A 22932-nucleotide genomic window follows, 5' to 3' on the forward strand; every position below is an offset into this window, starting at 1 on the left:
GCATTATCCTTTGTTCTTGAGCGGCAGATCTTGCGCTGTCGATGGGGAGGGAGCCGCGCGGGGCGCGGCCGTTTTGCGATGGGACGACGCGGCCATCAGGCGGCGCCATCGGGCGGCGAGCGGCATCCTGAGATGCCGGAGCGCGACGGGATCGCCGAGCGCTACCCTGAGGGCAGGCCCGAACGAACGATTCTTGAGATGCTGGATGAGGGCGAGGAAGGAGCGGGTCTCTTCGAGGTTGCGCGTGCGCCGACGTTGTGCGGCGGTGTCGGTGCCCTTCAGCGCAAATCGCGCGAGGAAGCGCCGGTCGCCAGCCAGCATCGCGTCCACATGATGGAGGTGGAGCACGCGCGAAATCGAGGCTTCGCGAATGTGGTAGCTGTAGCCCGCTTCCGGCACCACGACGCATTTGCCGCCGGCGGCAAGCGCGGAGGCGAGCAGCAGGTAGTCCTCGCCGATCCTCAGATCCTCGTCGAAGGAGAGCGTGTTGCCTTCGAGAAATGCCCGCCGGAAGACGGGTTTCATATAGCCGAAATTGTGCGTGCTACGGAAAATCCGGTTGGAGTCGATGAAGTTCGACAGGGTCAGAACCGGCGTGCGGGCCAGCAGGTCATGCGGGAACATCCGCTCCACACGGCCATCGAGATGCAGCACGTCGAGATTGTCGACGGCCACAGCCGCGTCCTGGTGTTCCGCAACGTCGATCAGGCGGCGCAGACGCTCGGGTCGCATCGTATCGTCGGAATCGAGCACCGCGATCCATCGGCCGCGGGCGATTGCAAAGCCGGCATTGCGCGCCCCGCCCGGTCCGCGATTATGCTTGAGCGCGACGAGCTGCACATTGGCCTCGCCCATGGAGGAAACGATGTGGCGGGTCTCGTCCGTCGAGCAATCGTCGACGACAATGATCTCCACCGTCACATCGCGCTGGGCCGCGGCACTGAGGATCGCGCGCTGGATCGTATCGGCTGCGTTGTAGGCGGCGATCACCACGCTGACATCGGGCTGAGATGTGCCGTTCATCGTACCGCCTCCAGCTTTCCATAGGGTTCGATGGTGCGGGCGCCGAACAGGCCGGCTATGGCGCCGGCATGAAGGAGGCCGCGCAGGAGAAAGCGATTGCGTCGTGCCGGCAGCAAAGCGAGCGCCAGCGCTGCGGCAAAGCAGGCGGTGCATTTGGTCGTTGCGAGCACCGCCGCCGCCCAGCGGGCAGCGCCTTCATGTCGTTCGGCCAGGATCCGGCCATGCGTCTGGCCCATGCGCAGACGCCGCTGCGCCAACCAGGAAAAGCGCGCGCGGGAAGCCGGCACGGGTTCGCGCACCCAGGCGTCCTTGGCAAAGGCGATGCGCCCGCCGGCTGCATGTACCTGATCGAAGAAAGCCGTGTCCTCGCCGCCGCTTCGCCCGAGTGCGAGATCAAAGCGTCGCCCTGCAATCGACGCGGCCGCGAGGCGCATCAGGACGTTGCAGGTATAGCCGGTGCGGATTTCGCCCTTCACCCAGACGGGATGGGTGGAATGGAAGTAGCCGTGCCGCATCCAGCCGGGTGCCTCCGGTGCATAGACCGCCTGGACAGGACCGAGAACGACATCGGCACCGCTTGTCTCTGCTTCGGCAAGCAGGCGGTCGAGCCAGAGCGGTTCCACCGTCTCGTCGTCATCGACGAAGGCGAGGAAATCGGCATCCGCCGCATCCAGGCAGGCGTTGCGAGCGATGGAGATGTTACCGGCCGGGCAATGCACATACACCAGCTCCACCGGCATCGCCGTCTGGGCGGCGTCCACGCGCTCGCGGGCGCTGGGCTCGGCATCGTTGTCGGCAACGATGATCCGCAGATGCACACCCTCGGGCACGATCAGCCGGGCGAGCGATGCCAGGGTGTCGTCAAGTGCCTCGCGACGGAAGGTGCAGACGGCGATGTCGGCGCGAAGCGGGGTCATGCCACCACCCTCCGCTGTCGGAGATCCAGCACCTCGCGCCAGAAACCGGCCGACCAGGCAAAATGCATGATCATCGCGGAGACGGCGGCGAGCGGGCCATAGGGATTGCGTTGCCCCAGTGCCATCCAGGCGCCGTAGCCGAGGCAGGCCGCCGCCCACAGCACGAACGGTACTGCTGCAATCCAGGTGATGGCCGCTAGAAAGGCGCCGACGGCAACCGGGGCAACCATCAGCGGAATCATCTGCCGGAGGCTCGGGCGCGAGCGGTGTTTCAGGAAATTGCGGGCCCTCCCGCGGCCATAGCGGAAATACTGCTTGAACAGCAGCGGCGCGCTGGCGCGGGGATAGTAGATCATGCTCGTTCGCGCCGTCATCCAGATGCGGTAGCCGGCCTTGTTGAGGCGGTAGTCGCATTCGGCGTCTTCGTTGGCGTTGAAATTCTCGTCATAGCCGCCGACCGCGCGAAAGGCCGAAATGCGCATCAGCGCGTGGTGGCCATGATCCACCCAGTGGCTTTCTGCCCCGGCGCGATGTTTGGCGCCGCCATTGCCGAGCACGGAATTCTGCGCGACGGCGGTGGCCTTCTGGAACAGGCCGAAACCAACGGTCTGCATGGCGACCACGACGGAATCAGCCTCGGTCGCCAGTGCCTCCTCGACCAGCACGCGGCAATAGTCGTGCGGATAGGTGCCGTGAGCGTCAATGCGGATCAGATAGTCGTGCTCCAGGCCGAAGGTTTCGACGGCGAGGTTGATGGCAGCGGCCTGGATGCGCCGCGGATTGTCGAGCACGTGCAGGTTCGGCAGGCTTTGCGCGAGGCGCTTGGCGATGTCGCGCGTTCCGTCCGTGCTGCCGCCATCCACGACCACGAGCGTGGCCGTGAGTTCCTTCAGTGTTGGCTCGAGCTGCTGGATCAGCGGCTCGAGATAGGACGCCTCGTTGAGGCACGGAATCACGATCAGGCAACGCACGGATTTTACAGCGTCAACGGTCATGGACATCCACCTTGGTTGCGACGAGGGAAGGGAGAGGGTGCGGCACAGCCGGTTGGGCGCCCGGTTGCCGAAGGGCTGCAAGGCGTTGGACAAACGCCGTGCAATCCGCCCGGTCGATGATCCATGGCCGCGGCCCGAGCTCAACGAGATTGGCGTGGAGTTCGCGGTAAGCCTTGCCGTCAAAGGCGGTGAACTGCTCGATCAGCGTTTCGGGCCGCGCGTCGGCAAGCGAAATGCCGACCCCGCGCTGAAGGGCAAGCCGCGCGGTTTCCGTGCCCGCAAGAACGATTGGCAGGGCGCCATGCCGGCAGCCTTCATAGAGCCGGTTGGGCAGGAGCCAGGCGGAATTCTGGCCTTCCTCGAAGAAATCGATCGCCCAGGAGAAATCCACCCCCGCATAGATCGCGGCAAGATCCTCCGGGTTGCGGTAAGGCCCCTCGAAGCGGATGAAGGGTTCGCGTGCGACCAGGCCATCGAAATCCTCGAACTCGGAGCGCGCCGGCCGGCCGCGCAACAGGACCTCGAAGCGCCCGTCCATGCGCCGGGTGAAATCCGACAGCAGTGCCAGGGATTTGCTGCAGCGGATCGCCCCGAACCAGCCGATACGCCAGGGCTCGTTCTCCGGCTTCGTCCGCGCCGGCAGTTCGTCCACGCTGCCATCCAGCTCCAGGACCTGGTTCTCCAGCAGATGCAGAGGTGCGCGAATGCCGGAGAGTGGCTTGAAGTAGTGTTCGACAAAGGCTGGCGAACTGGTGACGAGCAGGCTGGCGTTTCGGCCGAAACGGCTTTCCGCCGCGCGCAATGCACGGCCAACCAGATCCTTGCGCAGAAGCAGGCGGTGGACGTCGAGGCATTCGTAGACGATCGGAACCGCGCCGCCGAAATATGCCGCCGCCTTGTTGGCAAGCACCAGCATTTCGAGATTGCGAGCAATGATGACGTCGGGTCGAGCGACAGTGTGCAGCCGGCTCCCGAGTGTCGCCGTCGCGCCAATCACTGCCAGAAGGCGTCGAGCAAAGCGGGCGTCCTCGGTTGCGCCAAGCTCCAGCGGGACGATGCCCTCGATATCGGCAAGCCGGTTTTCGCCGCGCCGGAAACCGGCAAGCTTGATTTCGGCACCACCGGCGCGCAGCATCATCACCCGCCGGCGCACGGCCGGATCGGATAGGTCATGGACGAGATACAGGACACGGAGCATCAGGCAGATCCGATCGGGTTCAATTCATGAGGCAGGCGACGGAGCCGTCGAACTGGCAGGCTTCGCCTTCGGCGGTGAATGCAATGCGCTCGACCTCAAGCTTTGTCGGCCCGGCAAAGGCGAAGCGTCCCATCCAGTCGGACAGCGTGTCGGTGCCCCAGAGCGAGAGGAAAATCTTCTGGGCGTTGGTGGGGAGTTTTTGCGGATCCGTCACCTCGTGCACCAGCGCGCCATTGAGGTAGTAGCGAAGGCGATCCTTTTCCCAGACGAAGGCATAGTCGTTGAACCCGCTGTCGGCACCGCCAGGCACGTCGACCAGCTTTTCATTGCCGCCCTTGGCCGCGATGTACTGGTTGACCTGGACGCGTGACGTATCCTTGCCGAGAACCTCGAAATCGATCTCGTCATGCGGTTTCTTGTCGGTAGGGCCGATATAGGTGAAGAAGGCCGAGTTGAGCCCGGAGCCAGTGGCCGACTTCATGCGCACCTCATAGGTGCCGTAGCCGTAGCGCTGGCGCGTCTGCACCTCACCGCAGACGTATTGGCGCTCACCGCCTGACGCGGCATCGAAGGAGAGTTCCAGCTTGCCGTCACGCACCGCGACCTGCTTGGCCGACCAGGTGCAGTTCTGGTGGGCGCCGTTGTTCCAGCCGTCGGAGACGTACCAGAGCTTCTTGTCGAGCTGGTCGAACTCTTCGACGAAGGAGGTGCCGTCTGCATCCTCCTGAGCGGCGAGGGGACTGACTGTGGCCATCACGGCAAGAATTGCTGTGGTCCACAGGATCGTTTTCGAGGGAGACGTCATTGTCGTCACCTCCTTTGAGCGAGGGTGTCTGAGGGCTTCATCGGCGCATGTTGGGATCGTTCGGCCGATTGCCGTTTCTGGCCGCCGATGCGGCGACCGGTGAGGATGGCGTGCAGCGAGGGCAGAAAGCGCCGTGCCGCCGCATGCGTCGAAACGAGGATGGCGAGCGCCAGCACGGGGCTTGCCGCGTAAAACAGCGGATAATCGGGAATGCCGAGGCGGTTCCACACCATCCAGAACAGGATGAGCAGCGGATAGTGGGCACAGAAGATCCAGAAGCTGAGCCCGCCGAGCCGCGACAGGGCCTGACCCGTGCTGGTTCGAATGAGCAGCGCCGACAGCGCCCAGGCGCCGAAGATGCCGGCGATCGCCGCGAGACTGCGCGCCGCATCGAGCCAGACCGGGAACTCCGGGCCATAGGCATAGAGCGCCAGCGACAACAGGACGGCCATGGTGAGCACGGCCAACACGACAGGGGCTGCAAACCGATCCAGGCGCTTGATGTCGACGCGGTGCAGGGCGGCGCAGACGCCGAAACTGAAACCGAACAGGATTGCCTTCTTGAGGAAGATGCCGTTCGGTACCGGCAACACCGCATAGGCGAGCATCAGGGCGAGCACCGTGCGCGGGTAGCGCAGCAAGGCGAGAGCGATAAGCGGCGACAGCAGCAGGCAAAGCAGCAGGTCGCGCAGGAAATAGAGCGGGATGTTGATAGGCCAGGTTTCGATGGCGAGCGTGAGGTTCATCAGATCACGCGGCGAGGCGTTGACGACATCGGGCAGGTAGCCGAAACCGATGCCCTGCGACTGGACCGCATAGACGAGGACAAGGAAGGCCGTGTTCCACAACAGGAACGGCAGAAGGATCGTCGAGGCCTTCGTGCGCAGTGTCTTGGCGTAATCGAACGCCCCCCAGCCGCGCTGGAACAGCAGATAACCGGAAATGGCGCTAAGGCACGGCACGCCGATCCGGAAGAGGCTGTCGGCCAGGAACACGCGCATCCAGTCGAGCCCGCCGAACTGGCCGAGATATGGGCTGGTCGCCGGGTCATAGGGAACGTGCACGAAGATGATCCCGGAGATCAGCACGATGCGCATCACATTGATGCGCGCTGAAACGGTCGCGTCGATATCCACGGTGTGGGTCACCCCTCTGGTGGACCGTTCCCCCCGGACGGTCGTTCAAACAAGAGCAGACTCGAGCCTACGAAGAGCAGTGTGGGTGATGGGACGGCAGAAAATATGGCGGTGCAGCAAATTTTCGTGATCGCTTGGTTGCATTGCAGCATGGTCGGCCATGCCGATGGTCGCTGAAAATAGTCCGGCGGGGGCTGATGCAGGACAAACGAGCGCTAGGGCAGCAATACTTTGCAGATTATGCGAATATACTGATTTACCCGCAATTTATGGCTGCATACGGCCCTAACTTTTTTTCGCTCTGCTTAACCGTTCCGGCCGAACAAGACGGCAAATGAGGCGGAACGATACCGAATTGGGGCAGCTTACGGCAGGCTTGCCGCGGTTTGTGGCTTGGGGCGGCGAACAAGGGCGATCAATTTTCGCAGCAGCGGGCGTTCGGTCAACACCACCAAAGCCGTATAGATCACACCGCCAAGCAGAATGCCGAGGCCGACCTGCAGAACCGTGTGAACGTGGAGTGCCAGATAGTGGTCCAGTGCGTAACGGACCACGATCGCCATCAGCGCGGCCGTGAGCATCGGCCTGATCGACGGGTAGAAGCCGGAGAGGAACGGCGTGCCATCGGCGCGGAACACCACCCAGGAATAGCCGACGAGAACCAGCGCATTGACGATGCAGAGCGCCACCATCGCCTCGACCAGCGTGCCGTTGTAGGCGCCATAGGCGACCGCGGCGGTTGTGACGACGGCGCGGCCGACCGCCCACCAGAACAGCGCGCCGCCATGGCCGGAGCCCTTGAGGTAGGGGATGAACGTGCTGCACGGCGTCAGCAAGCCCTTGGAAAGCGCGAGCAGCCCGAGCACCGGCCACGCCGCGGCCCATTGCGCGCCGAAGAGCAGCAGCATGGAGGGCTTTGCCAGCGCCCAGAGGCCGAACATCATGGGCGCGAGCAGCAGCGTCGTCACCTGTGTGCTCAGCATCAGCGCCTGCGACCGGCGCTCCCGGTCATGCATCATGGCGCTGAAGGCTGGGAAAAGCACGCCCATGACGGCCGACAGCACCACCTGGTTGGGAATGCTGGAAAAGCGGTTGGCGGCGGAATAGGCGCCGGCATCCGCAAGGCCAAGGAAACGCGATATGACGACCATCGGTGACTGGAAGGTGATGAAATTGGCGATTTCCGAGCCCATCAGACCGAGGCTGTAGCGCGTGAGCCTAGCGACCTCGCGCGGGCGGAAACGCAGGCTCGGCAGATAGCGGGAGACGAAGAAGAGGCCCGCAAGCCGGATGACGCCTGACACGAAGAGCTGCGTCACCAGCGCCCAGACGCCGAAGCCGGCAAGCGCCATGATGACCGCCGCGATGGCCGCGACCGATTCGGAGATCATGCTCCACAGCGCATCCTTGCTGAACTGCATGCGCCGCGCGACGAGCGCATAGGCGACGTCGCCCGCGAGCTGCAAGGGAATGAGCAGGCACATGAGATGCAGCAGATAGGCCGCATCGGCCGCGCCGAACCACTCGGCGAGCGGCTCCGCCCAGATGTAGAGCCCTGCCGCCATCAGGCAGGCGAGCACCAGATTGGCCCAGAAAACCGAGTGGATCGTCTCCTCGTCTTCCTTCGGTTCGAGGATGAGGGCGGAGGCAAGACCGGCCCCGCCGATCATCGCCAGGAACTGCACGACGGCCAGCGCCACGGCCACCGCGCCGAACTCTTCCGGCGTCAGCAACCTTGCCAGAATGGGCACCGTGACAAATTTAAGCCCGAATGTGCTTGTCTTGGATAGGACGCTCCAGCCGACGTTTCGTGTCACCGACGTCGCGTTCACTTGCTGGGACATGGCGGATTCCTATCGAAAAAGGAGCCTCGACGACGACGAAAAGCCTGCGCCGGAAACGGCCGCGCCCCGGTGGGAGGAGACCATGCGAAACTCTTTCTAGAGAAACCACAGGGACGAAAAGATGGCGAAGCTGACAGTTATCATCCCCTTCTATCAGAAGGAGCCGGGCATCCTGACGCGTGCACTCGCATCGGTGTTTGCCCAAAGTTTCAACGACTTCGACGTCATTGTCGTCGACGATGAATCGCCGTATCCGGCCGATGGCGACATCGTGACTTTTTCGGAATCGGAGCGCGCGCGGTTGCGCATCATCCGCCAGGAGAATGCCGGGCCGGGTGGCGCGCGCAACACCGGGCTCGATCACGTGCCGGCTGATTCGGCCTTCGTCGCCTTCCTTGATTCGGACGACGCGTGGGCGCCCGATCACCTCGCCGTCGCCCATGCGGCGATGACGGCGTTCGAGGCCGACTGCTACTTCGCCTCAATTACCGGCGGCGATGCCTTCTACTATCACTTCGGCGTCGCCGACCTCGAAAAGACCGAAACGGTCGAGCGGTTGAGCGACGATCCGCTGCTCATCGAGATACCCGGGCTGACGCAGGTCATGCTCAAGAACTGGAGCTTTCTCCACCTCTCCTCGATGGTGATCAGTCGGCCTTTGTTCGAAAAGGTGCGTTTCGACGCGGCCCTCCGGCTTGCCGCGGAGGATGTGCTGTTCTTCTGCGATTGCGTGCTCGCCGCCCGTCGCGTGGTGCTGAGCGGTGAAGCCGGCGCGGTGCGCGGCGAGGGCCTCAACATCTTCCACGGCGTCGATAACGATTCGCCGCAATTCCTGCACCAGCAGTTCAATACCTGGGTGGCGCTCGATCGGCTGGAATCACGGTTTGCCGGCCGGCCGGTGGAGGCCGCATCGCTGCGCTCCTATAAACAGACGGCGCGGCGCCAGGCGCTGTGGAGCCAGGCGCGGCTGGTCAAGCGCCGCAAGCTTCCCCAGTTCGACATGCTGGCGCGCTGGGCGATGCGCGACCCGCGCATCATCACCAGCGCTTTCGGGCTCGCCGTCGGCAAATTCTCCCGTTGACCCAGCGGCGGGCCACTGGCGGCCCGTCCTTTCGAGAAACGCCATTGCAAGGAGTGGGACATGAAGCCCTATTACTGGGAATCGGAACATGGCAATTTCGGTGACGACCTCAATCTCTGGCTCTGGGACTTCCTGCTGCCCGGCTTCCGGGAGGTGCATCCGGATGTGCTTCTGGTCGGCGTCGGCACGGTCCTGAACCGGGCGCTGCTGCCGGAAGAAGGGCGCAAGCTCGTCCTCGGCAGTGGTTTCGGCTACGGAAACCTACCGGACACGCGCGACAGAAACCTTTGGGATATTCGCTGCGTTCGCGGTCCGTTGACGGCGGAAAAGGTGGGCGTACCGGCGGATCTGGGCGTCATCGATCCGGCGGTTCTCGTCGCCGACATGCCGGAATTCGCAAATCTGCCGAAGCGCTACAAGCAGTCTTTCGTTCCTCATTGGGAATCAGCGGTGGCCGGGCTTTGGCCGGTCATCTGCGCCATGGCCGGCCTGCACTACATCGATCCGCGTGGCGAGGCGAAAGACGTGATCCGCCAGATCGCGCAGTCGGAGTTGATCGTCGCCGAATCCATGCACGGCGCCATCCTTGCCGATGCCTTTCGCGTGCCGTGGGTGGCGGTCAGCACATCCGACAGCATCAACAGCTTCAAATGGCGCGACTGGGCGTCGACGGTCGGCGTCGAGCACAAACCAAGGCGCATCCCGATCTCGACGCGAGCGGAAGCGATCATCAAGGGGGCGCGCTTCTGGGGTGTCGACTATGACAGGCAAGGGGCGGCAGCCGTTGCCGTGGAGCCTGACAAGGTCGAGGAGGGCGACGTTGTCGTCGCGCAGGCGGCGCACAAGCCGGGTTTGCGCCTAGCGGCCAAGCAGGTGCTGGCGGCACCCTCGACTTTGGCTCTCTGGCAGGCAAGCCGGACAGCCCCCCAGCTCAGCACCGATGCGCGCCTGTCCGAGCGCAAGGCACGGCTTTATGAGGTGCTGGAGAGCGTGCGCCGCGACTATCTCTAGTCGCGACGTGCTGCCGAGTTTGCGGGCAGAAGGTAGCGCAGCCCGCGGTCTTGCGGTGCAGGCGGTTGTGGCCGGCGGCGTGCGGCATCGACCTTGTCGCGCAGGATGCCGCCGGCAATCGCCGGCACGGCAGCGGGGTTCGCAAAGGCATAGGCCAGCGCAGCACCGGCTCCGCGTTCCCGCCGGCTGTCGAGGAAATGGCGCAATGCATGCCGGTCGCCGATCTGCCGGCAGTGCCGGCGCATGACGCCGACGGCGTCCGGGGGCACGTCGCCCGTCGCAAGGATGGCGCGTTCCGCGTCGCGAAGTGCTTCAAGGTCCTTCGTGCGGTGCTGTCCGCTGAGCGAATTGGCACGCACCACGGCACCATAGCCGCAGCTCTCGATAACGGTGTACCGCGCACCCTTCAGGAGGGCGCGCACATAGAGTTCGTAATCCTCGCCTAGACGCATGTCCTCGCGATAGCGCAGTTCGTGCGCATCGAGAAACGCCCGTCGCATCACCGGCTTGAGAAAGCCCAGCTCGCCGCGCGGCGCGCCGCGGCGGGAGATGTTGCCGAGAATGAAGGACTTGAGGTCGAGCTGGCGCGGGCGAGGGGCGAAGCGCGCCGGCTGCTGGGCGAGGTCGGGCGTCTCCATGAAGGCGATGTTGTCGGCGATGAAGTCCCAGTCCGTGCAGGCGAGAAGTTGGCGAAAGCGGCCGGGAAAGAAGAAGTCGTCGGCGTCGAGGATGCTGATCAACGGCGCGCGGGAGATGGCGATGGCGTGATTGCGGGCCGCAGACGGTCCCCGGTTTACCCGAAACCGGATGATCTCGAGCCGCCCGCTTCCATCGTCAGCCTCGGCCGCCGCCGCCATGGTGCGGTCGTCCGATCCGTCATCCACAACCACGACCTCCGCCACTTCCGGCTCTGCCAGAGCCGAGCGCACAGCGCGCCCGATGGTCTCCTGCGCATTCTTCGCGGCAATGATAACGCAGACCTTTTCCTGCTGGGTCACGATCCATTCCTCTCTCGCATTGAACTGTCGAGGCGCAGGGCAAGCCTACGCTGCAACGCAGCATGAAAGGCAAAGGGGGCACAAAAACGGCCCGCCGCAAATTGTGCGGATCAGAACTTGGAGTGGCCGGGCTCGTTGATCGACACGGGCACCTTCGGCTTGGCGGCGTCGAGTTCCTGTTTGCCGCGCAGGCCCTGGTCCGTTTCGGCCTTGCGCTGCTTGGCCGTCCGCCAGACCAGGAAGAGCGTCATCAGGAAATAACCGACCTGTATGAGAACGGCGCAGATCAGCGTCTGAATCGCCGTCGTCGTGATCGAGCCCGTCGCGAAATAGGTCACGATGGCGAAAGCGACGAGCGCAACCACCATGCTCAGGAAAAAACGCGGCGCGTAGGCCGTGCTGTCCCGCCATTTCGTTTCCGGTGCACGTTTCATCGGTGGTTCCGCCTTCTCCTCTGAGGCTCGGTCGAACTATAGGGGCCAGTTGCCGCCTTCGCAATCACTGGTGTTAACCAGTCCGCGGCAGGGCCAGTTCCAATTCTCCCCGATTTGTCTTGTGGTTCCGTTAAGGCAGATTCGGCCCGTTGCGGAACGCACGCCTTCTTGCTGCCCAGATTCCGACATGATTTTTGCGCGCTGGACGCTGGCTACGCCGATGGCGCGAGTTTGTCGATGAGGGGCGCACCCGATGGGTTGCGCGCTCCTCGGTGCGCGATCAACTTTTGTTACAAAGCCAGCGACATGTCGCGGAAAAATGTGCGCCGCAATATAATATTGCATCGCAAAAATTTGCGCCTTTGTGGTGTATACAAGTTGCCGAATGTGAAGCCGATATGTGAAGTTTCTTACTTTTCGTGTTTTACTGGGCGGAGTGCGCGCGTCAAAAGAATTGATACGAAGCTTAAACCCCTTGAAATGAGCCATTTGTTCTCAGTTTATGCTTTGCCTGTCTGAGAATGATGAGTGGCCTCCTTTAGTTTAACCTTTAAATTAGGATATCAAGATCCTCTTAAATACGCTCTGCCTGTTTTTTAATCGACAGATAACGCTTCAAAAAACAAACTGTGACCATACACTCCGCATTGGATGTCTGAACACGTCCGGGGGGACCCGACCAAATCGCAAATTGAAATGGAGCCATCTCTATGAAGTCCGCGAGTCGATCGGCCAGTTCGCCGTTTTTTAGTTCGGCCATAACCGGCGCTCCACCGATAGGGGGAATATCGAAACGGAGCTTTGATATTCTGGTGGCGCTTGCTGCCCTAGTCGTGCTCAGCCCGATCTTCGTGCTGATCATGGCGCTTGTGAAATATTCCGACGGCGGCAGTGTCTTCTACGGACACCGTCGCATCGGATACAACGGATCGATGTTCCGGTGCCTGAAGTTCCGGACCATGGCGGAAAACGGCGACACCGTTCTGCAGCAGTATTTCGAGCAGAACCCCGCCGCCCATGAGGAATGGCGCATGACGCGCAAGCTGCAGGACGATCCGCGTGTGACCGTCGTCGGCACCGTCCTGCGCAAGCTCAGCCTCGATGAGCTGCCTCAGCTCATCAACATCCTTCGAGGCGAGATGAGCATCGTCGGCCCGCGTCCGGTCGTCGAGGACGAGCTGGAGCTCTATGAGGCCTCGGCGGTCTACTACCTTCAGACCCGTCCAGGCCTCACGGGCCTGTGGCAGGTGAGCGGCCGCAACGACGTGTCCTATTCGGCGCGAATCGAATTCGACACGCATTATGTGCGCAACTGGTCGCTTGCCGCCGACCTCGTCATCGTTGCCCGCACCATTCCTGCCGTTTGCATGTCACGCGGCAGCTATTGATCCGAAGCTCTCTCCCGCATGCCCTCGTGGCTGCGGGAGACCAGAGACAGAGGTTTCCATGAAGATGATTTCGCACGCGGCTTCCGCCGCGGCTGCTTTTCGCACGGCGGTGCTTGGCGGGCTTTGCCTGCTGTTGGCGCTTTCGGCCCAGCCCGTCTCCGCAGCCGAGTACCGGCTGGGGGTAATGGACAAGCTGCGGATCCGCGTTGCGGAATGGCAGACGGCCGAAGGTGCCATCCGCGACTGGAGTGCGGTCAGCGGCGACTACAGCGTCGGGGCCGATGGCTCCGTCTCATTGCCGTTCATCGGGCAACTGCCGGCCGATGGCCGCACATCCGGCGAACTTGCCGAGGAGATCGGCAAGAAGATGCAGATCCTCTTCGGCCTGCGCGACCGGCCATCCGCTTCGGTGGAGATTGCCGAATACCGACCGGTCTATCTTGCCGGCGAGGTGCAGACGCCGGGCGCCTATCCCTATTCGCCGGGCCTCACCGTGCTCAAGGCCGTCAGCTTCGGCGGCGGCCTGCGGCGCGCGGATGCCGGCCAGCGGTTCGCCCGCGACTTCCTGCGTTCCGAAGGAGAGGCGGCCGTCTACCTCGCCGAGCGCAATCGTCTCTTGATCCGCCGGGCGCGCGTCGCGGCCGAAATGAGCGGAACCGAGGGCATCGAAATGCCGAAGGAGCTCGCCACGTCGCAGGAGGCCGGTGCCATCCTGGAAAGCGAAAAGGCGCTGAAGACCTCGCGGGAAAGGCGGCTGCGGGTGCAATTGACCGCGCTTGCCGACCTCAAGTCGCTGCTCACCAACGAAATCGAGGCGCTCGGCAAGAAATCGGAAACGCAGACCCGCCAGCTTGAACTCGTGCAGGGCGACTTGACGAAGGTGGATACGCTTGCCGAGAAGGGGCTCGCCATCAGTTCCCGCCGCCTGGCGCTGGAGCAGCGCACCGCCGACCTCCAGGCTGCCTTGCTCGACATCGATACCGCCTCGCTGAAGGCCAAACAGGACATCAACAAGGCGACGCAGGACGAGACCAACCTGCAGAACGATTGGGATTCGCAGCTGGCGCAGGAGTTGCAGAATACCGAGCAGGAACTCGATACACTCACCCTGAAGCTCGGCACGAGCCGGGACCTGATGTCCGAGGCGTTGATGCAGTCGGCCGACGCCGCATCCCTCAGGGGCGGGCTTTCGGCCGCCAACATTGCCTATTCCATCCTGCGCACGGCCGAGGGCAAGACCGAGCAGATCCGCGCCACCGAAACGACACCGGTCCTGCCGGGTGACATCGTGAAGGTGGATGTCGCTGTCGGAACCCAGTGAGGCGGGCATGCGGATAGCGAAGACACGCCTGATCGGACCTGTCGGTAACGAGGCCTATGCCGCGGTTGCCGTCGCGCTGTCCTTTTTCGTCTTCGCCTATTCCTTCCGCTTCGGCCAGATATCGATCCTCGCCTACTATGCGCTGTGGTTGCCGCTGGTCGTCGTCGATTACCGGCGCGTGCTCGGCAACTACACGCGTTACCTCTGGATCTTCGCCTTCGCCATTTTCGCCTGCCTGTCCGTCTTCTGGTCGCAAGCGCCCGGTGCCACCGCCCGCGCCGGCGTGCAGTACCTTTCCCATGTCGCCTGCGCGCTGATCGCCATGCGGGTCGTCGACACGCGTACTCTCGTGCGCGGAGGGCTGATCGGGACCGGCCTCGTCCTGTTCTATTCGCTTGTCTTCGGCGTCTATCACCTTGATCCGCTGGATGGCACCTACAGCTTCGTCGGCGCTTTCGCCTCGAAAAACCAGCTCGGTTTCTATGCCTCGCTCGCCGTGCTCTTCGCCTTTGCGGCGCTGTTTCTCGGTGCTGAGCGCGGCCTCTGGCGGTTCGCCGCCGTCGGCTGCATCGTGATTGCCCTTTATTGCCTCAAGGCCTCGCAATCGGCGACCTCGGTGTTGACGACGATTGCCATTGCCGGCCTGTGCCTGGCCCTGCGCGGGCTCGAATTGCTGGCGCCGGCCCACCGAAAGATGCTGTTTTTCGGCCTTGCGATCGCAACCGTTCTCACGCTCATCGCCGGGGCTTATGGCGGTGGCTATGAAATGCTGCTCGGCGCCTTCGGCAAGGACGCGACCCTGACCGGCCGCACCTATCTCTGGCAGCAGGGCATCGAGGCAGCAGGCGAGGCGCCCCTTGTCGGCATCGGCTACCAGGCGTTCTGGGTGCAGGGTTTTGCCGAGGCCGAGCGGCTTTGGGCCGCCTTCTTCATCGGCACGCGGTCCGGGTTCCACTTCCACAACACCTTCATCGCCGCCACGGTCGAGACGGGGCTGATCGGCTGCCTGCTGCTCTCCATGGTGTTGATCGTGACGTTTGCCGGGCACCTGCGTCGCCTGCTTTCAGCGGCGCATGATCTGGAGGCGCTGGTGCTCTGCACCGTGGCAGCATTGCTTGTGGTGCGCACCTTCGTCGAAATCGACATTCTGAACCCCTATCACGTGGGTTCCTTCCTGCTCTATTTCGCAGCCGGGAAACTTGCCGATACGCAGCGGAACGTTGCCGTGGAAGACAGGCGGCCCCTGCTTCGCCAGTCCGGGGCGGCGCTGACATGACGGGCGTGGAGCGGCCGGCGGGGCAACGCAGCACGCTTTACGGCATCCAGTATCTGCGGGCTTTCGCCGCGCTTGCGGTCGTGCTTTTCCATGCGGCGGAACGCAGCGGCTACGCCTTTGCCATCGGCGCGGCCGGCGTCGATGTCTTCTTCGTCATCAGCGGCTTCATCATGTGGGTCATCGTGGAGCGGCGTCCCGTCTCACCCGGGCGTTTCCTGATCGACCGCATCCGCCGCATCGTGCCGATCTACTGGCTGGCGACCGCCCTCATGGTGGCGGGCGGGCTTGCCGGCCTGTTTCCCAATCTGGTGCTGACGGCCGGCCATGTCCTTGCATCGTTTTTCTTCATTCCACTGCCCTCGCCGAGCAGCGGCGGTCTCTGGCCGGTGCTCGTGCAGGGCTGGACGCTCAACTACGAAATGTTCTTCTACGTCGTCTTCGCCGCCTGCCTCGCCCTGCCTCGGCGCCTCCTGCTTCCCGCGATGGTGGTCGTATTCGTCGGCCTCGTTGCCATCGGATTTGCGGCGGAGAGCAGCAATCCCCTGTTCGTCACCTATACGCGGCCGATCATCCTGGAGTTCGTCGCCGGCATGTTGGTGGGGCGGCTCTGGCTCGCAGGTCGGGTTCCAAACGCATTCGCTTCGCTGGTCCTGATCGTCGGGGCACTCGCCGGATTTGCGGCGATCGGCATTCTGAGATTGCCTTTCGATGAATGGATCTGTGGGCCGCTCGCCTGTGCGCTCGTCTACGGCACTGCAGCGCTTGAGACGCAGCGCGGCGTGCCGCGGTCAAAGATCCCGGCTGTCCTCGGCGACGCGTCCTATTCGATCTATCTCTGGCACACCTTCGCCATCTCGGTGGTGGCGAAGGTCGGCATGATGCTCGGCCTTGCATCGTGGCTTGTTTTGGTGGCCTCGTTCGCTGCCGGCACGCTGGCGGGGCTCTGCGGTTACTACCTGATCGAACGGCCGCTTCTGCGCGGTGCGGGCGGCATGCTCAAATCGAGGCGCTTGCCCGCCTGAAAAGGCGGAAAGCAGGATCTGGCCCCAGCATCAGATGTGAATGGCGCTACCGCTGAGGCCAAGCGCGGCTTCCTTGATTGCTTCGCTATGGGTGGGATGTGCGTGGCAGGTATAGGCGATGTCCTCCGCGGTTGCGCCGAACTCCATGGCCTGCGTGATCTGCGCGATCATCGTGCCCGCCATGTCACCGACGATATGCGCGCCGAGCACCATGCCCGACCCCGCGTGGCACAGCAGCTTGACGAACCCTTCGGTGCTGCCATTGGCCTTCGCCCGGCTGTTGGCGAGCATGGGAAACATCGAGGCGCGATAGGGTACACCATCCGCCCTGAGGGCCTGTTCGGTCCTGCCGACGGCGGCGACCTCTGGATTGGTGTAGACAACCGCCGGAATAAGGTCGTGGTTGACCATGCCGGGCTTGCCGGCGAGCCGCTCGGCAATGGCGATGCCCTCATCCTGCGCGCGATGGGCCAGCATGGGGCCGCGCGTTACATCACCGAGAGCATAGATGCCGTTCGCGCTCGTCCGCCCGCGCCCATCGACTGGGATGAAACCACCGTCGTCCGGTGCGATGCCAGCCTCTTTCAGTCCGAGATCGTGTGTGTTCGGCCGGCGTCCGGTGGCAACGAGCACGACATCCGCTGCCAGTTCCGAGGTTTTTCCATTCGCAACCGTCAGGGGCAGGTGCACCCCGTCATCATCCACCCTGGCGGCTGAGACGGATGACGAACTCAGGATCGTTAGCCCTTGTTTTGTGAGCAGCTTCGTCATCGTTGCGCGGATATCGTCATCCATGCCCGGAAGGATGCGGTCGGCATATTCGACGATCGTCACCTTCGCGCCGAGACGACCCCAGACCGAGCCAAGCTCGAGGCCGATAACGCCGCCGCCGATGACGGCAAGCCGCTCCGGTACGTGCGGCAAGGACAGGGCGCCCGTCGAGTCGACGATGATGCCGGCGGCATTGTCCACCAGCACGCCGGCCAGCGTCGCGGGCAGGGAGCCGGTGGCGATGACAAGGGATGCGGCGCTGACCGTCTTTCCAGCGATATCGACGCGGCCCTGCCCAGCGAGACGCGCGCGACCGGTGAGGCGGGCCACGCCATTCTTGCGGAACAGGCTATCGATGCCCTTGGTGAGCGAGGTAACCGTCGCGTCCTTGCGCTCCATCAGTGTCACAAGGTCGATGGAGACGGGACCGGTACGGATGCCGAAACCGGCCATGTGGCCATCGCGGGCGGTTTCGAGCAGATGGGTCGCGTGCAGCAACGTCTTCGAGGGGATGCAGCCGACATTGAGGCAGGTGCCGCCGAGTGTCGGACGCTCTTCGACGCAGGCCGTCTTCAGACCGAGCTGAGCGGCGCGGATGGCGCAGGAATAGCCGCCGGGGCCGCCGCCGATGATCAGGAGATCATAGTCGTGCGAAGCGCTCATTGCGGCCAGCTTTCGAGCGTCTCAACGAAGCGGGTGAGCCAGGCATTGGTCTGGTGCCCATCGAGCGCACGGTGGTCGATGGTGAGCGAAACATAGGCCATCGGCCGGATCTGGATCGTGTCGATGCCGTCCACCTCACGTACCACGACCCGCTTTTCCAGCTTGCCGACGCCGAGGATCGCCGATTGCGGCTGGTTGATGATGATCGGCGTGGCGACGAGCGACCCGGACACGCCGTGGTTGGAGATGGTGAAGGTGCCGCCGCGCATGTCGGCGGGCGTCAGCGCGTTCGCGCGGGCGCGGGCGGTGAGGTCCTGCAAACGTGCGGCAATGCCGGCAAGCGAAAGGTTCTGTGCATCGCGGATGACCGGCACGACGATGCCGTCATTGCCAAGCGCCGTGCCGATGCCGATGTTCACATCCTCGAAGATTTCCAGGCGATCGCTGTGCCAGCGGCTGTTTACCTCGGGCACCGCCTTCATGGCGGACACACAGGCCGCGACGATATAGGCGGTGTAAGACAGCGCTATGCCGGAGGCGGCCTTGCTCCTGTCGCGATGGCGGATCACCGTGCTGAAATCGGCTTCGAACACCGCGGTGACATGCGGCGCCGTCGAGACGGACATCTGCATGTGTTCGGCAATGGCGAGCCGCATCGGCGAATGGGGAACGGAGCGCGCGCGCCGATCGCTCGACGGCTTGTCCGTCCGGGTCGAGGGCGGGGAGGGTGCCTTTGCGGGTGGCGTTGTGGGCACGGGGCTGCGAGCAAGGGCCGCTTCGTGGGAGGCATCCATGTCGCCGCGCGTGAGACGTCCGCCCTTGCCGGTGCCCGTCACCGTCGCGGGATCGATGCCGTAATCCTCGATCGCGCGCCGAACCGCCGGGGAATAGTGAATGGCTTGGTCGACATGTGCGGGTTGTGCTGCCGTCGCTGCGGCAGGCGCGTCCACAGCCGCAATCGAAGCGCCCTCCCGCCTGATCCGGCCGAGCACGGCGCCGGGTTCGGCGTTTTCGCCGCTCTGCATGAGGATTTCATGCAGGATGCCGGTGAGGGGGGCGGGGATCTCCTGGGTGACCTTGTCGGTCTCCAGTTCCACTAACGGCTCATCGAGCGCCACCGGCTCGCCAATCGCCTTCAGCCAGTTGCGTACGACCGCTTTTGTGCCTTCCTGTTCTTCAGGGGCGAGAACGTCGATCAGGTCTGCCATGCTCAGAACTCCAGCAGCGCTTCGAGCTTGGCCCGGATCCGGCCGACGGAGGGCACCGCCCAGTCGAGCAGCACGGGGTTATGCGGGCTTGGTATGTCCGGCATGGTGAGGCGAGAGACGGGTGCGTCGAGATCCATGAAGGCTTCGTCGGCGACAACGGCCGAAATTTCCGCGCCGAAGCCGGCGGTGCCGAGATCCTCGTGCACGATGAGGCAGCGCCGCGTGCGTCGTACGGAGGACAGCACGGCCTCCTTGTCCCAGGGCATCAGCGTGCGCAGGTCGATGACATCGGCGGAAAGGCCATCGGCCGCCTCTTCGCAGCGATGCACCATGGCGCCCCAGGTGACGAGCGTGATCCGGTCGCCGCGCCGCGTGAACTGGGCCTTGCCGAAGGGCAGAGCATAGGCATCGCCGGGATAGGGGCGCCGCGCCCAGGCATGGTCCAGCATGGCGCGGTGCTCGAAGAAGATCACCGGATCGTTGCCGCGCAGGCTGGTGCGCAGCAGCCCGACAGCATCGGCGGCGTTGGAGGGTACCGCGACCTTCCAGCCGGGTTGGTGCACGAAGGCGACCTCGTTCGTCTGGCTGTGCCAGGGATCGCCGCATTTGAAGTAGCCGCCCGGCATGCGCAGCACCATGGGGGCTGCAAAGCGATTGTTGGTGCGCCAGCGGATCGTGCCGCAGTCGTTGATCTGCTCGGTCGCGGGTTCGGCATATTTGCGGAACTGGATTTCCGGCACGGGCATCAGCCCCGCCAGCGCCATGCCGACCGCGCGGCCGACGATGCCCTCTTCGGACAGCGAGGTGTCGAACACCCGCTCGCGGCCGAACTTTTCCTGGAGCCCGAGGGTCACGGCATGCACCCCGCCCTTCGGCCCGATATCCTCGCCGAACAGCACGACGCGCTCGTTGACCGAAAGCTCGTGGTCCAGCGTGCGGCGGATGGCGGTCACCATGTTGATGCGCTGGCCGGTCGTCTCTGCGGTCTCCGTCATCTCGGGTGCCATGTAGCCGTGGCGGGACTGCCCGCCCATTACCTGCTCGTCGCCCTCGAAGAAGACATGCCGCGTCACCGTTTCCGGCACGGCCACCGGGCGTGCCTCCGCGGCAATGCGAGCTGATTCAGCGGCCTGCCTGGCCTCTTCATTCGCAGCGTCCCATTCCGCTTCACTGAGCACGGCCGGCACGATGTAATCCTTGAGACGCGGCAGGGGATCGCGCGCCCACTCGCCGCGCACCGTTTCCTCGCTCTTGTAAGCCTGCGTATCCTGAAAACTGTGGCCTTGCAGGCGCGGTACGGTAAGGCGCAGAAGCACGGGCGCGCGACTGTGGCGGACGTGCTCCACCGCCTCGCTTGTCAGGCGGGCGGTGGCGGCGGGGTCGGTGCCGTCGCCCTCGAAGATCGTCAGGTTCTTCCAACCGGAAAGGTTGGCGGCGATGTTGCCACCCGGCGTCTGGACGGTCGAGGGCACGGAGATGCCGTAGCCGTTGTCCTCGATATAGAACAGCATCGGCAGGCTCTGGGTCGTGGCGATGGTCAGCGCCGACCAGAAGCCGTTCGAGGCGACCGAGCCGTCGCCGCCGAGCACGACGGCAATGCTTTCGGCATAGTCGGTCTTGCCCAGCACGCCGGCATAATATTTCACCGCCTGCGCCCAGCCGGCCGTCGGCGTATACTGCGTGCCGACCCCGCCGCACATCGGCAGCGCGGATGCACCCTCAAGGTTCGGATAGTTGAAGACGACGCCGATGTCGCGTCCGTCGGAATAGCCGCCGGCGCGGCCCATCGCCGAGCCGAGCGCATCGGTGGGGTCGACGCCAAGTGACAGCAGCAGCGGGCGGGAGCGATAGTAGCCGCAGGTCGCGTCGTGCCGGTCGGTCAGGAGGCTGCCGAGCAGGATCTGCGCCATGTCGTGGCCGCGGGCGGAGAACTGGTAGAGCACCTTCTTCTCCGGCACGAGGCGGGTTTCTTCCATCTCGTCGAGCGCGCGGGACAGGTGCATGAGATAGGCGACGCGCCGCCAATCGACGGAAGCGTCTGGTGCGTTCCGGATGATGGGTTTGAAAGCAGCCTGCGCCATGGTTTCCTCCCGCATGTGCATGGATGGAAAGTCTAGAACGCTGTCGCCGAAAAAGCGTTTCAAACGGGTCGGCTTTTACGATACAAATGAAATGTCTGTATCAGATTTCCGGAAAATCCGATGAATGCAATTCAGATCGACGCGATCGACAGAAAAATCCTGAAGGTTCTGCAACAGCGCGGCGACATCAGCCATGCGGCTTTGGCCGAGGAGGTGGGAGCCTCCAGCGCCTCTTGCTGGCGGCGGATCAAGGCGCTGGAAGAGGCGGGTATCCTTGGTCCAACTGTTCGCCTGCTTGATCCCGACCGCATCGGGCGTGGCCTCAACGTCTTCTGCCAGGTCCGCATGAAATCGCATGACCCCATCGCCCGGCGCGACTTCGAGCGTTTCGTGCAGCGGCATGAGGAAGTGCTGGAATGTTATTCGATGTCCGGCGAATGGGACTACCTCATCCGCGTCGTCGTTCGGGATGTGAAGGACTACGAACAATTGCTGATGCAGGCGATCCTGACCCATGAGGCGGTCGCCAATTCCTCATCGCATTTCGCGCTGAAAAGCGTGAAATATACGACCGAGCTGCCACTTTGAGCCGGCGGGTTTCGCGCCTCGTTGCTAGGGCAGCGTTATCGCAAGGGCGCTACCTTCCTTTTCGCCGTCGAACAGGATCAGGAATTTCTTGTCGGCCAGGGGCAGGATGACTTCCGCCTTGCGAGTGTCGCCAGCGTCTGGAATGTCCGTCAAGGAGACAAGGGACGCGACTGTCTCGCCCGCGCCATCCCAGGAAAAGATCGTGTAGGCCCCTGCGGTGTCCGGGCCGGGGCCGGCGAGCACCAGGATGCGGTCGCCATCCCGTGCCAGGTCTCGAATGCCGATGCCCTCGCCGAGGGGCAGTTTGAACACTTTGCTTTTCAGGTCGCCGCCCGTCGCCAACCCCTCCAGCGAGACCGCAAGCACGGCAGCGTGGCCGCCGGGAAGCAAAGGCCCACGAAAGCCTGCGAAAAGTTGGCCGTCCTTGATCGCGATGCCTTCGATCGTCACGCCGTTTTCATCGAGCCTCTTGCCGGCCAAGTCCCCGAGGTCTGGCTGGCCCTGGACGGCTTTCGCCAGGGATAAAGTCGTCTCGACCGTCGCCTTGCCGCCCGTGTTGATCGTCACTTTCGCGATCTGGCTCGCTGCCGCAATGTGTGCCGCGATGCGCTCCGCATCGTTCGTCGGGTCGAGTTCATGGTCCTTGTCGCGGGGGTGGCCGTGCGAGCCGATGACGTAAAAGGCGCCATCCGCAAAGGCGACACCTTCGCCATCGAGTTCGAGCGCCTTGCCGTCGAAAGTGTTGCTGATCAGCGGGACCATGGCTCCCGCGAGCAGCTTGCCATCCTCCAGGGTGATGATCTGCGCGGCTTGAATATTGTCGTCGATGATAAGGCAGGTTCGGGGAAAGCCGGCGGTCGTCGAACAGGAAAATCCACTGACGTCTTCCGCTTTCTTGTCCTTTTTGCCGATGATCTTTCCCTCGGCAGGCCAATGTTCAGCTTTGACATCGGCCGTGAATGCCGGGCCTGCCGACACGGCAGCCAAGAGGCATCCGGCAAGTAAGTGCATTGATCGCATGACACCCTCCCGAGCAAACGCGAGATAGCGGGGAATGTACACTGAAGGGGCGTGTTTTGCTATGGTTCTCTCGCCTTATGCGAGAATCGCGAGAGCGTTCTCCGCGGCGACAGAGAGGTGTGGTGGCGACCCTTCAGCCGCCACCACCTTTG

Annotated in this window: 20 protein-coding genes; 7 read left to right on the top strand and 13 right to left on the bottom strand. The window is 63.6% G+C overall.

The window, feature by feature from the left end; translation table 11 throughout:
- Positions 1-3 precede the first annotated feature (3 nt).
- The 7 genes from BSY16_RS26795 to BSY16_RS26825 all read right to left on the bottom strand — a co-directional run bounded on the left by BSY16_RS26795 (position 4) and on the right by BSY16_RS26825 (position 7918).
- Complete coding sequence (locus tag BSY16_RS26795; protein ID WP_069062826.1) at positions 4-1023, bottom strand: glycosyltransferase family 2 protein; 1020 nt, start codon at positions 1021-1023, stop codon at positions 4-6.
- On the bottom strand, positions 1020-1940 hold the full coding sequence (locus BSY16_RS26800) for a glycosyltransferase family 2 protein (RefSeq protein WP_069062827.1): 921 nt from the start codon (positions 1938-1940) through the stop codon (positions 1020-1022). Before BSY16_RS26800 ends, BSY16_RS26795 begins: the two co-directional genes overlap by 4 nt.
- Positions 1937-2935, bottom strand: coding sequence for a glycosyltransferase family 2 protein (locus tag BSY16_RS26805; protein WP_069063724.1), 999 nt, complete (start codon positions 2933-2935; stop codon positions 1937-1939). Before BSY16_RS26805 ends, BSY16_RS26800 begins: the two co-directional genes overlap by 4 nt.
- Positions 2925-4133: a glycosyltransferase family protein gene (locus BSY16_RS26810; RefSeq protein WP_150130157.1), complete on the bottom strand. Its 1209-nt coding sequence runs from the start codon at positions 4131-4133 to the stop codon at positions 2925-2927. The genes BSY16_RS26805 and BSY16_RS26810 overlap by 11 nt, the downstream gene beginning before the upstream one ends.
- A 19-nt stretch (positions 4134-4152) precedes the next feature.
- Entirely contained in the window at positions 4153-4887 is a 735-nt protein-coding gene (gene exoK / locus BSY16_RS26815) for an endo-1,3-1,4-beta-glycanase ExoK (RefSeq protein ID WP_286157356.1), read from the bottom strand.
- 56 nt (positions 4888-4943) lie between these two features.
- A complete protein-coding gene (locus tag BSY16_RS26820; protein WP_083243238.1) occupies positions 4944-6035 on the bottom strand; it encodes an acyltransferase family protein in 1092 nt (363 codons plus the stop codon).
- 404 nt (positions 6036-6439) lie between these two features.
- Complete coding sequence (locus tag BSY16_RS26825; RefSeq protein ID WP_069062831.1) at positions 6440-7918, bottom strand: lipopolysaccharide biosynthesis protein; 1479 nt, start codon at positions 7916-7918, stop codon at positions 6440-6442.
- Positions 7919-8039: 121 nt separating this feature from the next.
- Between BSY16_RS26825 and BSY16_RS26830 the strand changes: the two genes are divergently transcribed.
- Together BSY16_RS26830 and BSY16_RS26835 are read left to right on the top strand one after the other, a co-directional pair.
- Positions 8040-8999 carry a glycosyltransferase family 2 protein gene (locus BSY16_RS26830; protein ID WP_069062832.1) on the top strand — a complete coding sequence of 320 codons (960 nt, stop codon included), beginning with the start codon at positions 8040-8042 and terminating at the stop codon, positions 8997-8999.
- Positions 9000-9059: 60 nt separating this feature from the next.
- A complete protein-coding gene (locus BSY16_RS26835) occupies positions 9060-10010 on the top strand; it encodes a polysaccharide pyruvyl transferase family protein (protein ID WP_069062833.1) in 951 nt (316 codons plus the stop codon).
- Here the strand turns inward: BSY16_RS26835 and BSY16_RS26840 are convergent.
- Both BSY16_RS26840 and BSY16_RS26845 read right to left on the bottom strand, forming a co-directional pair.
- Complete coding sequence (locus BSY16_RS26840) at positions 10007-11008, bottom strand: glycosyltransferase family 2 protein (protein WP_083243135.1); 1002 nt, start codon at positions 11006-11008, stop codon at positions 10007-10009. The two genes, BSY16_RS26835 and BSY16_RS26840, sit on opposite strands and share 4 nt — an antisense overlap.
- 110 nt (positions 11009-11118) lie before the next feature.
- Entirely contained in the window at positions 11119-11442 is a 324-nt protein-coding gene (locus tag BSY16_RS26845; RefSeq protein ID WP_069062835.1) for an exopolysaccharide production repressor protein, read from the bottom strand.
- 710 nt (positions 11443-12152) lie between these two features.
- Between BSY16_RS26845 and BSY16_RS26850 the strand changes: the two genes are divergently transcribed.
- From BSY16_RS26850 to BSY16_RS26865, 4 genes are all read left to right on the top strand, one after another.
- Entirely contained in the window at positions 12153-12830 is a 678-nt protein-coding gene (locus tag BSY16_RS26850; protein ID WP_069062836.1) for a sugar transferase, read from the top strand.
- A 64-nt stretch (positions 12831-12894) separates the two neighbouring features.
- Complete coding sequence (locus tag BSY16_RS26855) at positions 12895-14151, top strand: polysaccharide biosynthesis/export family protein (protein WP_286157357.1); 1257 nt, start codon at positions 12895-12897, stop codon at positions 14149-14151.
- A 7-nt stretch (positions 14152-14158) separates the two neighbouring features.
- The gene (locus tag BSY16_RS26860; RefSeq protein WP_069063725.1) at positions 14159-15427 is read left to right on the top strand and encodes an O-antigen ligase family protein; all 1269 of its coding nucleotides are present in this window, start codon (positions 14159-14161) and stop codon (positions 15425-15427) included.
- Positions 15424-16449, top strand: coding sequence for an acyltransferase family protein (locus BSY16_RS26865; protein WP_069062838.1), 1026 nt, complete (start codon positions 15424-15426; stop codon positions 16447-16449). The genes BSY16_RS26860 and BSY16_RS26865 overlap by 4 nt, the downstream gene beginning before the upstream one ends.
- A gap of 30 nt (positions 16450-16479) precedes the next feature.
- On the opposite strand, the gene lpdA is transcribed toward BSY16_RS26865, so the two are convergent.
- Genes lpdA through BSY16_RS26880 form a run of 3 tightly spaced genes read right to left on the bottom strand, consistent with a single transcriptional unit; the run spans position 16480 to position 21172 of the window.
- Positions 16480-17883, bottom strand: coding sequence for a dihydrolipoyl dehydrogenase (lpdA, locus tag BSY16_RS26870; RefSeq protein WP_069062839.1), 1404 nt, complete (start codon positions 17881-17883; stop codon positions 16480-16482).
- Entirely contained in the window at positions 17880-19091 is a 1212-nt protein-coding gene (locus tag BSY16_RS26875; RefSeq protein ID WP_069062840.1) for a dihydrolipoamide acetyltransferase family protein, read from the bottom strand. Before BSY16_RS26875 ends, lpdA begins: the two co-directional genes overlap by 4 nt.
- 2 nt (positions 19092-19093) lie before the next feature.
- A complete protein-coding gene (locus BSY16_RS26880; protein WP_069062841.1) occupies positions 19094-21172 on the bottom strand; it encodes an alpha-ketoacid dehydrogenase subunit alpha/beta in 2079 nt (692 codons plus the stop codon).
- A gap of 120 nt (positions 21173-21292) precedes the next feature.
- Here BSY16_RS26880 and BSY16_RS26885 point away from each other — a divergent pair, with 120 nt between their 5' ends.
- Positions 21293-21760: an Lrp/AsnC family transcriptional regulator gene (locus BSY16_RS26885; protein WP_069062842.1), complete on the top strand. Its 468-nt coding sequence runs from the start codon at positions 21293-21295 to the stop codon at positions 21758-21760.
- A 24-nt stretch (positions 21761-21784) separates the two neighbouring features.
- Here the strand turns inward: BSY16_RS26885 and BSY16_RS26890 are convergent, their stop codons facing one another.
- Positions 21785-22780, bottom strand: coding sequence for a DUF3616 domain-containing protein (locus tag BSY16_RS26890; RefSeq protein ID WP_083243136.1), 996 nt, complete (start codon positions 22778-22780; stop codon positions 21785-21787).
- Positions 22781-22932: the final 152 nt, after the last annotated feature.

The sequence above is a fragment of the Sinorhizobium sp. RAC02 genome, assembly GCF_001713395.1.
Taxonomy (GTDB): domain Bacteria; phylum Pseudomonadota; class Alphaproteobacteria; order Rhizobiales; family Rhizobiaceae; genus Shinella.

What these genes read in the sequence shown, in the direction of transcription:
- BSY16_RS26855 (WP_286157357.1), top strand. Translation starts at nt 12,895, where the DNA reads ATGATTTCGCACGCGGCTTCCGCCGCGGCTGCTTTTCGCACGGCGGTG.
- BSY16_RS26835 (WP_069062833.1), top strand. Translation starts at nt 9,060, where the DNA reads ATGAAGCCCTATTACTGGGAATCGGAACATGGCAATTTCGGTGACGAC.
- BSY16_RS26825 (WP_069062831.1), bottom strand. Translation starts at nt 7,918, where the DNA reads ATGTCCCAGCAAGTGAACGCGACGTCGGTGACACGAAACGTCGGCTGG.
- BSY16_RS26810 (WP_150130157.1), bottom strand. Translation starts at nt 4,133, where the DNA reads ATGCTCCGTGTCCTGTATCTCGTCCATGACCTATCCGATCCGGCCGTG.
- exoK (WP_286157356.1), bottom strand. Translation starts at nt 4,887, where the DNA reads ATGGCCACAGTCAGTCCCCTCGCCGCTCAGGAGGATGCAGACGGCACC.
- BSY16_RS26795 (WP_069062826.1), bottom strand. Translation starts at nt 1,023, where the DNA reads ATGAACGGCACATCTCAGCCCGATGTCAGCGTGGTGATCGCCGCCTAC.
- BSY16_RS26875 (WP_069062840.1), bottom strand. Translation starts at nt 19,091, where the DNA reads ATGGCAGACCTGATCGACGTTCTCGCCCCTGAAGAACAGGAAGGCACA.
- BSY16_RS26820 (WP_083243238.1), bottom strand. Translation starts at nt 6,035, where the DNA reads ATGCGCATCGTGCTGATCTCCGGGATCATCTTCGTGCACGTTCCCTAT.
- BSY16_RS26850 (WP_069062836.1), top strand. Translation starts at nt 12,153, where the DNA reads ATGAAGTCCGCGAGTCGATCGGCCAGTTCGCCGTTTTTTAGTTCGGCC.
- BSY16_RS26890 (WP_083243136.1), bottom strand. Translation starts at nt 22,780, where the DNA reads ATGCGATCAATGCACTTACTTGCCGGATGCCTCTTGGCTGCCGTGTCG.
- BSY16_RS26860 (WP_069063725.1), top strand. Translation starts at nt 14,159, where the DNA reads ATGCGGATAGCGAAGACACGCCTGATCGGACCTGTCGGTAACGAGGCC.
- BSY16_RS26865 (WP_069062838.1), top strand. Translation starts at nt 15,424, where the DNA reads ATGACGGGCGTGGAGCGGCCGGCGGGGCAACGCAGCACGCTTTACGGC.
- BSY16_RS26880 (WP_069062841.1), bottom strand. Translation starts at nt 21,172, where the DNA reads ATGGCGCAGGCTGCTTTCAAACCCATCATCCGGAACGCACCAGACGCT.
- BSY16_RS26885 (WP_069062842.1), top strand. Translation starts at nt 21,293, where the DNA reads ATGAATGCAATTCAGATCGACGCGATCGACAGAAAAATCCTGAAGGTT.
- BSY16_RS26800 (WP_069062827.1), bottom strand. Translation starts at nt 1,940, where the DNA reads ATGACCCCGCTTCGCGCCGACATCGCCGTCTGCACCTTCCGTCGCGAG.
- lpdA (WP_069062839.1), bottom strand. Translation starts at nt 17,883, where the DNA reads ATGAGCGCTTCGCACGACTATGATCTCCTGATCATCGGCGGCGGCCCC.
- BSY16_RS26830 (WP_069062832.1), top strand. Translation starts at nt 8,040, where the DNA reads ATGGCGAAGCTGACAGTTATCATCCCCTTCTATCAGAAGGAGCCGGGC.
- BSY16_RS26805 (WP_069063724.1), bottom strand. Translation starts at nt 2,935, where the DNA reads ATGACCGTTGACGCTGTAAAATCCGTGCGTTGCCTGATCGTGATTCCG.
- BSY16_RS26845 (WP_069062835.1), bottom strand. Translation starts at nt 11,442, where the DNA reads ATGAAACGTGCACCGGAAACGAAATGGCGGGACAGCACGGCCTACGCG.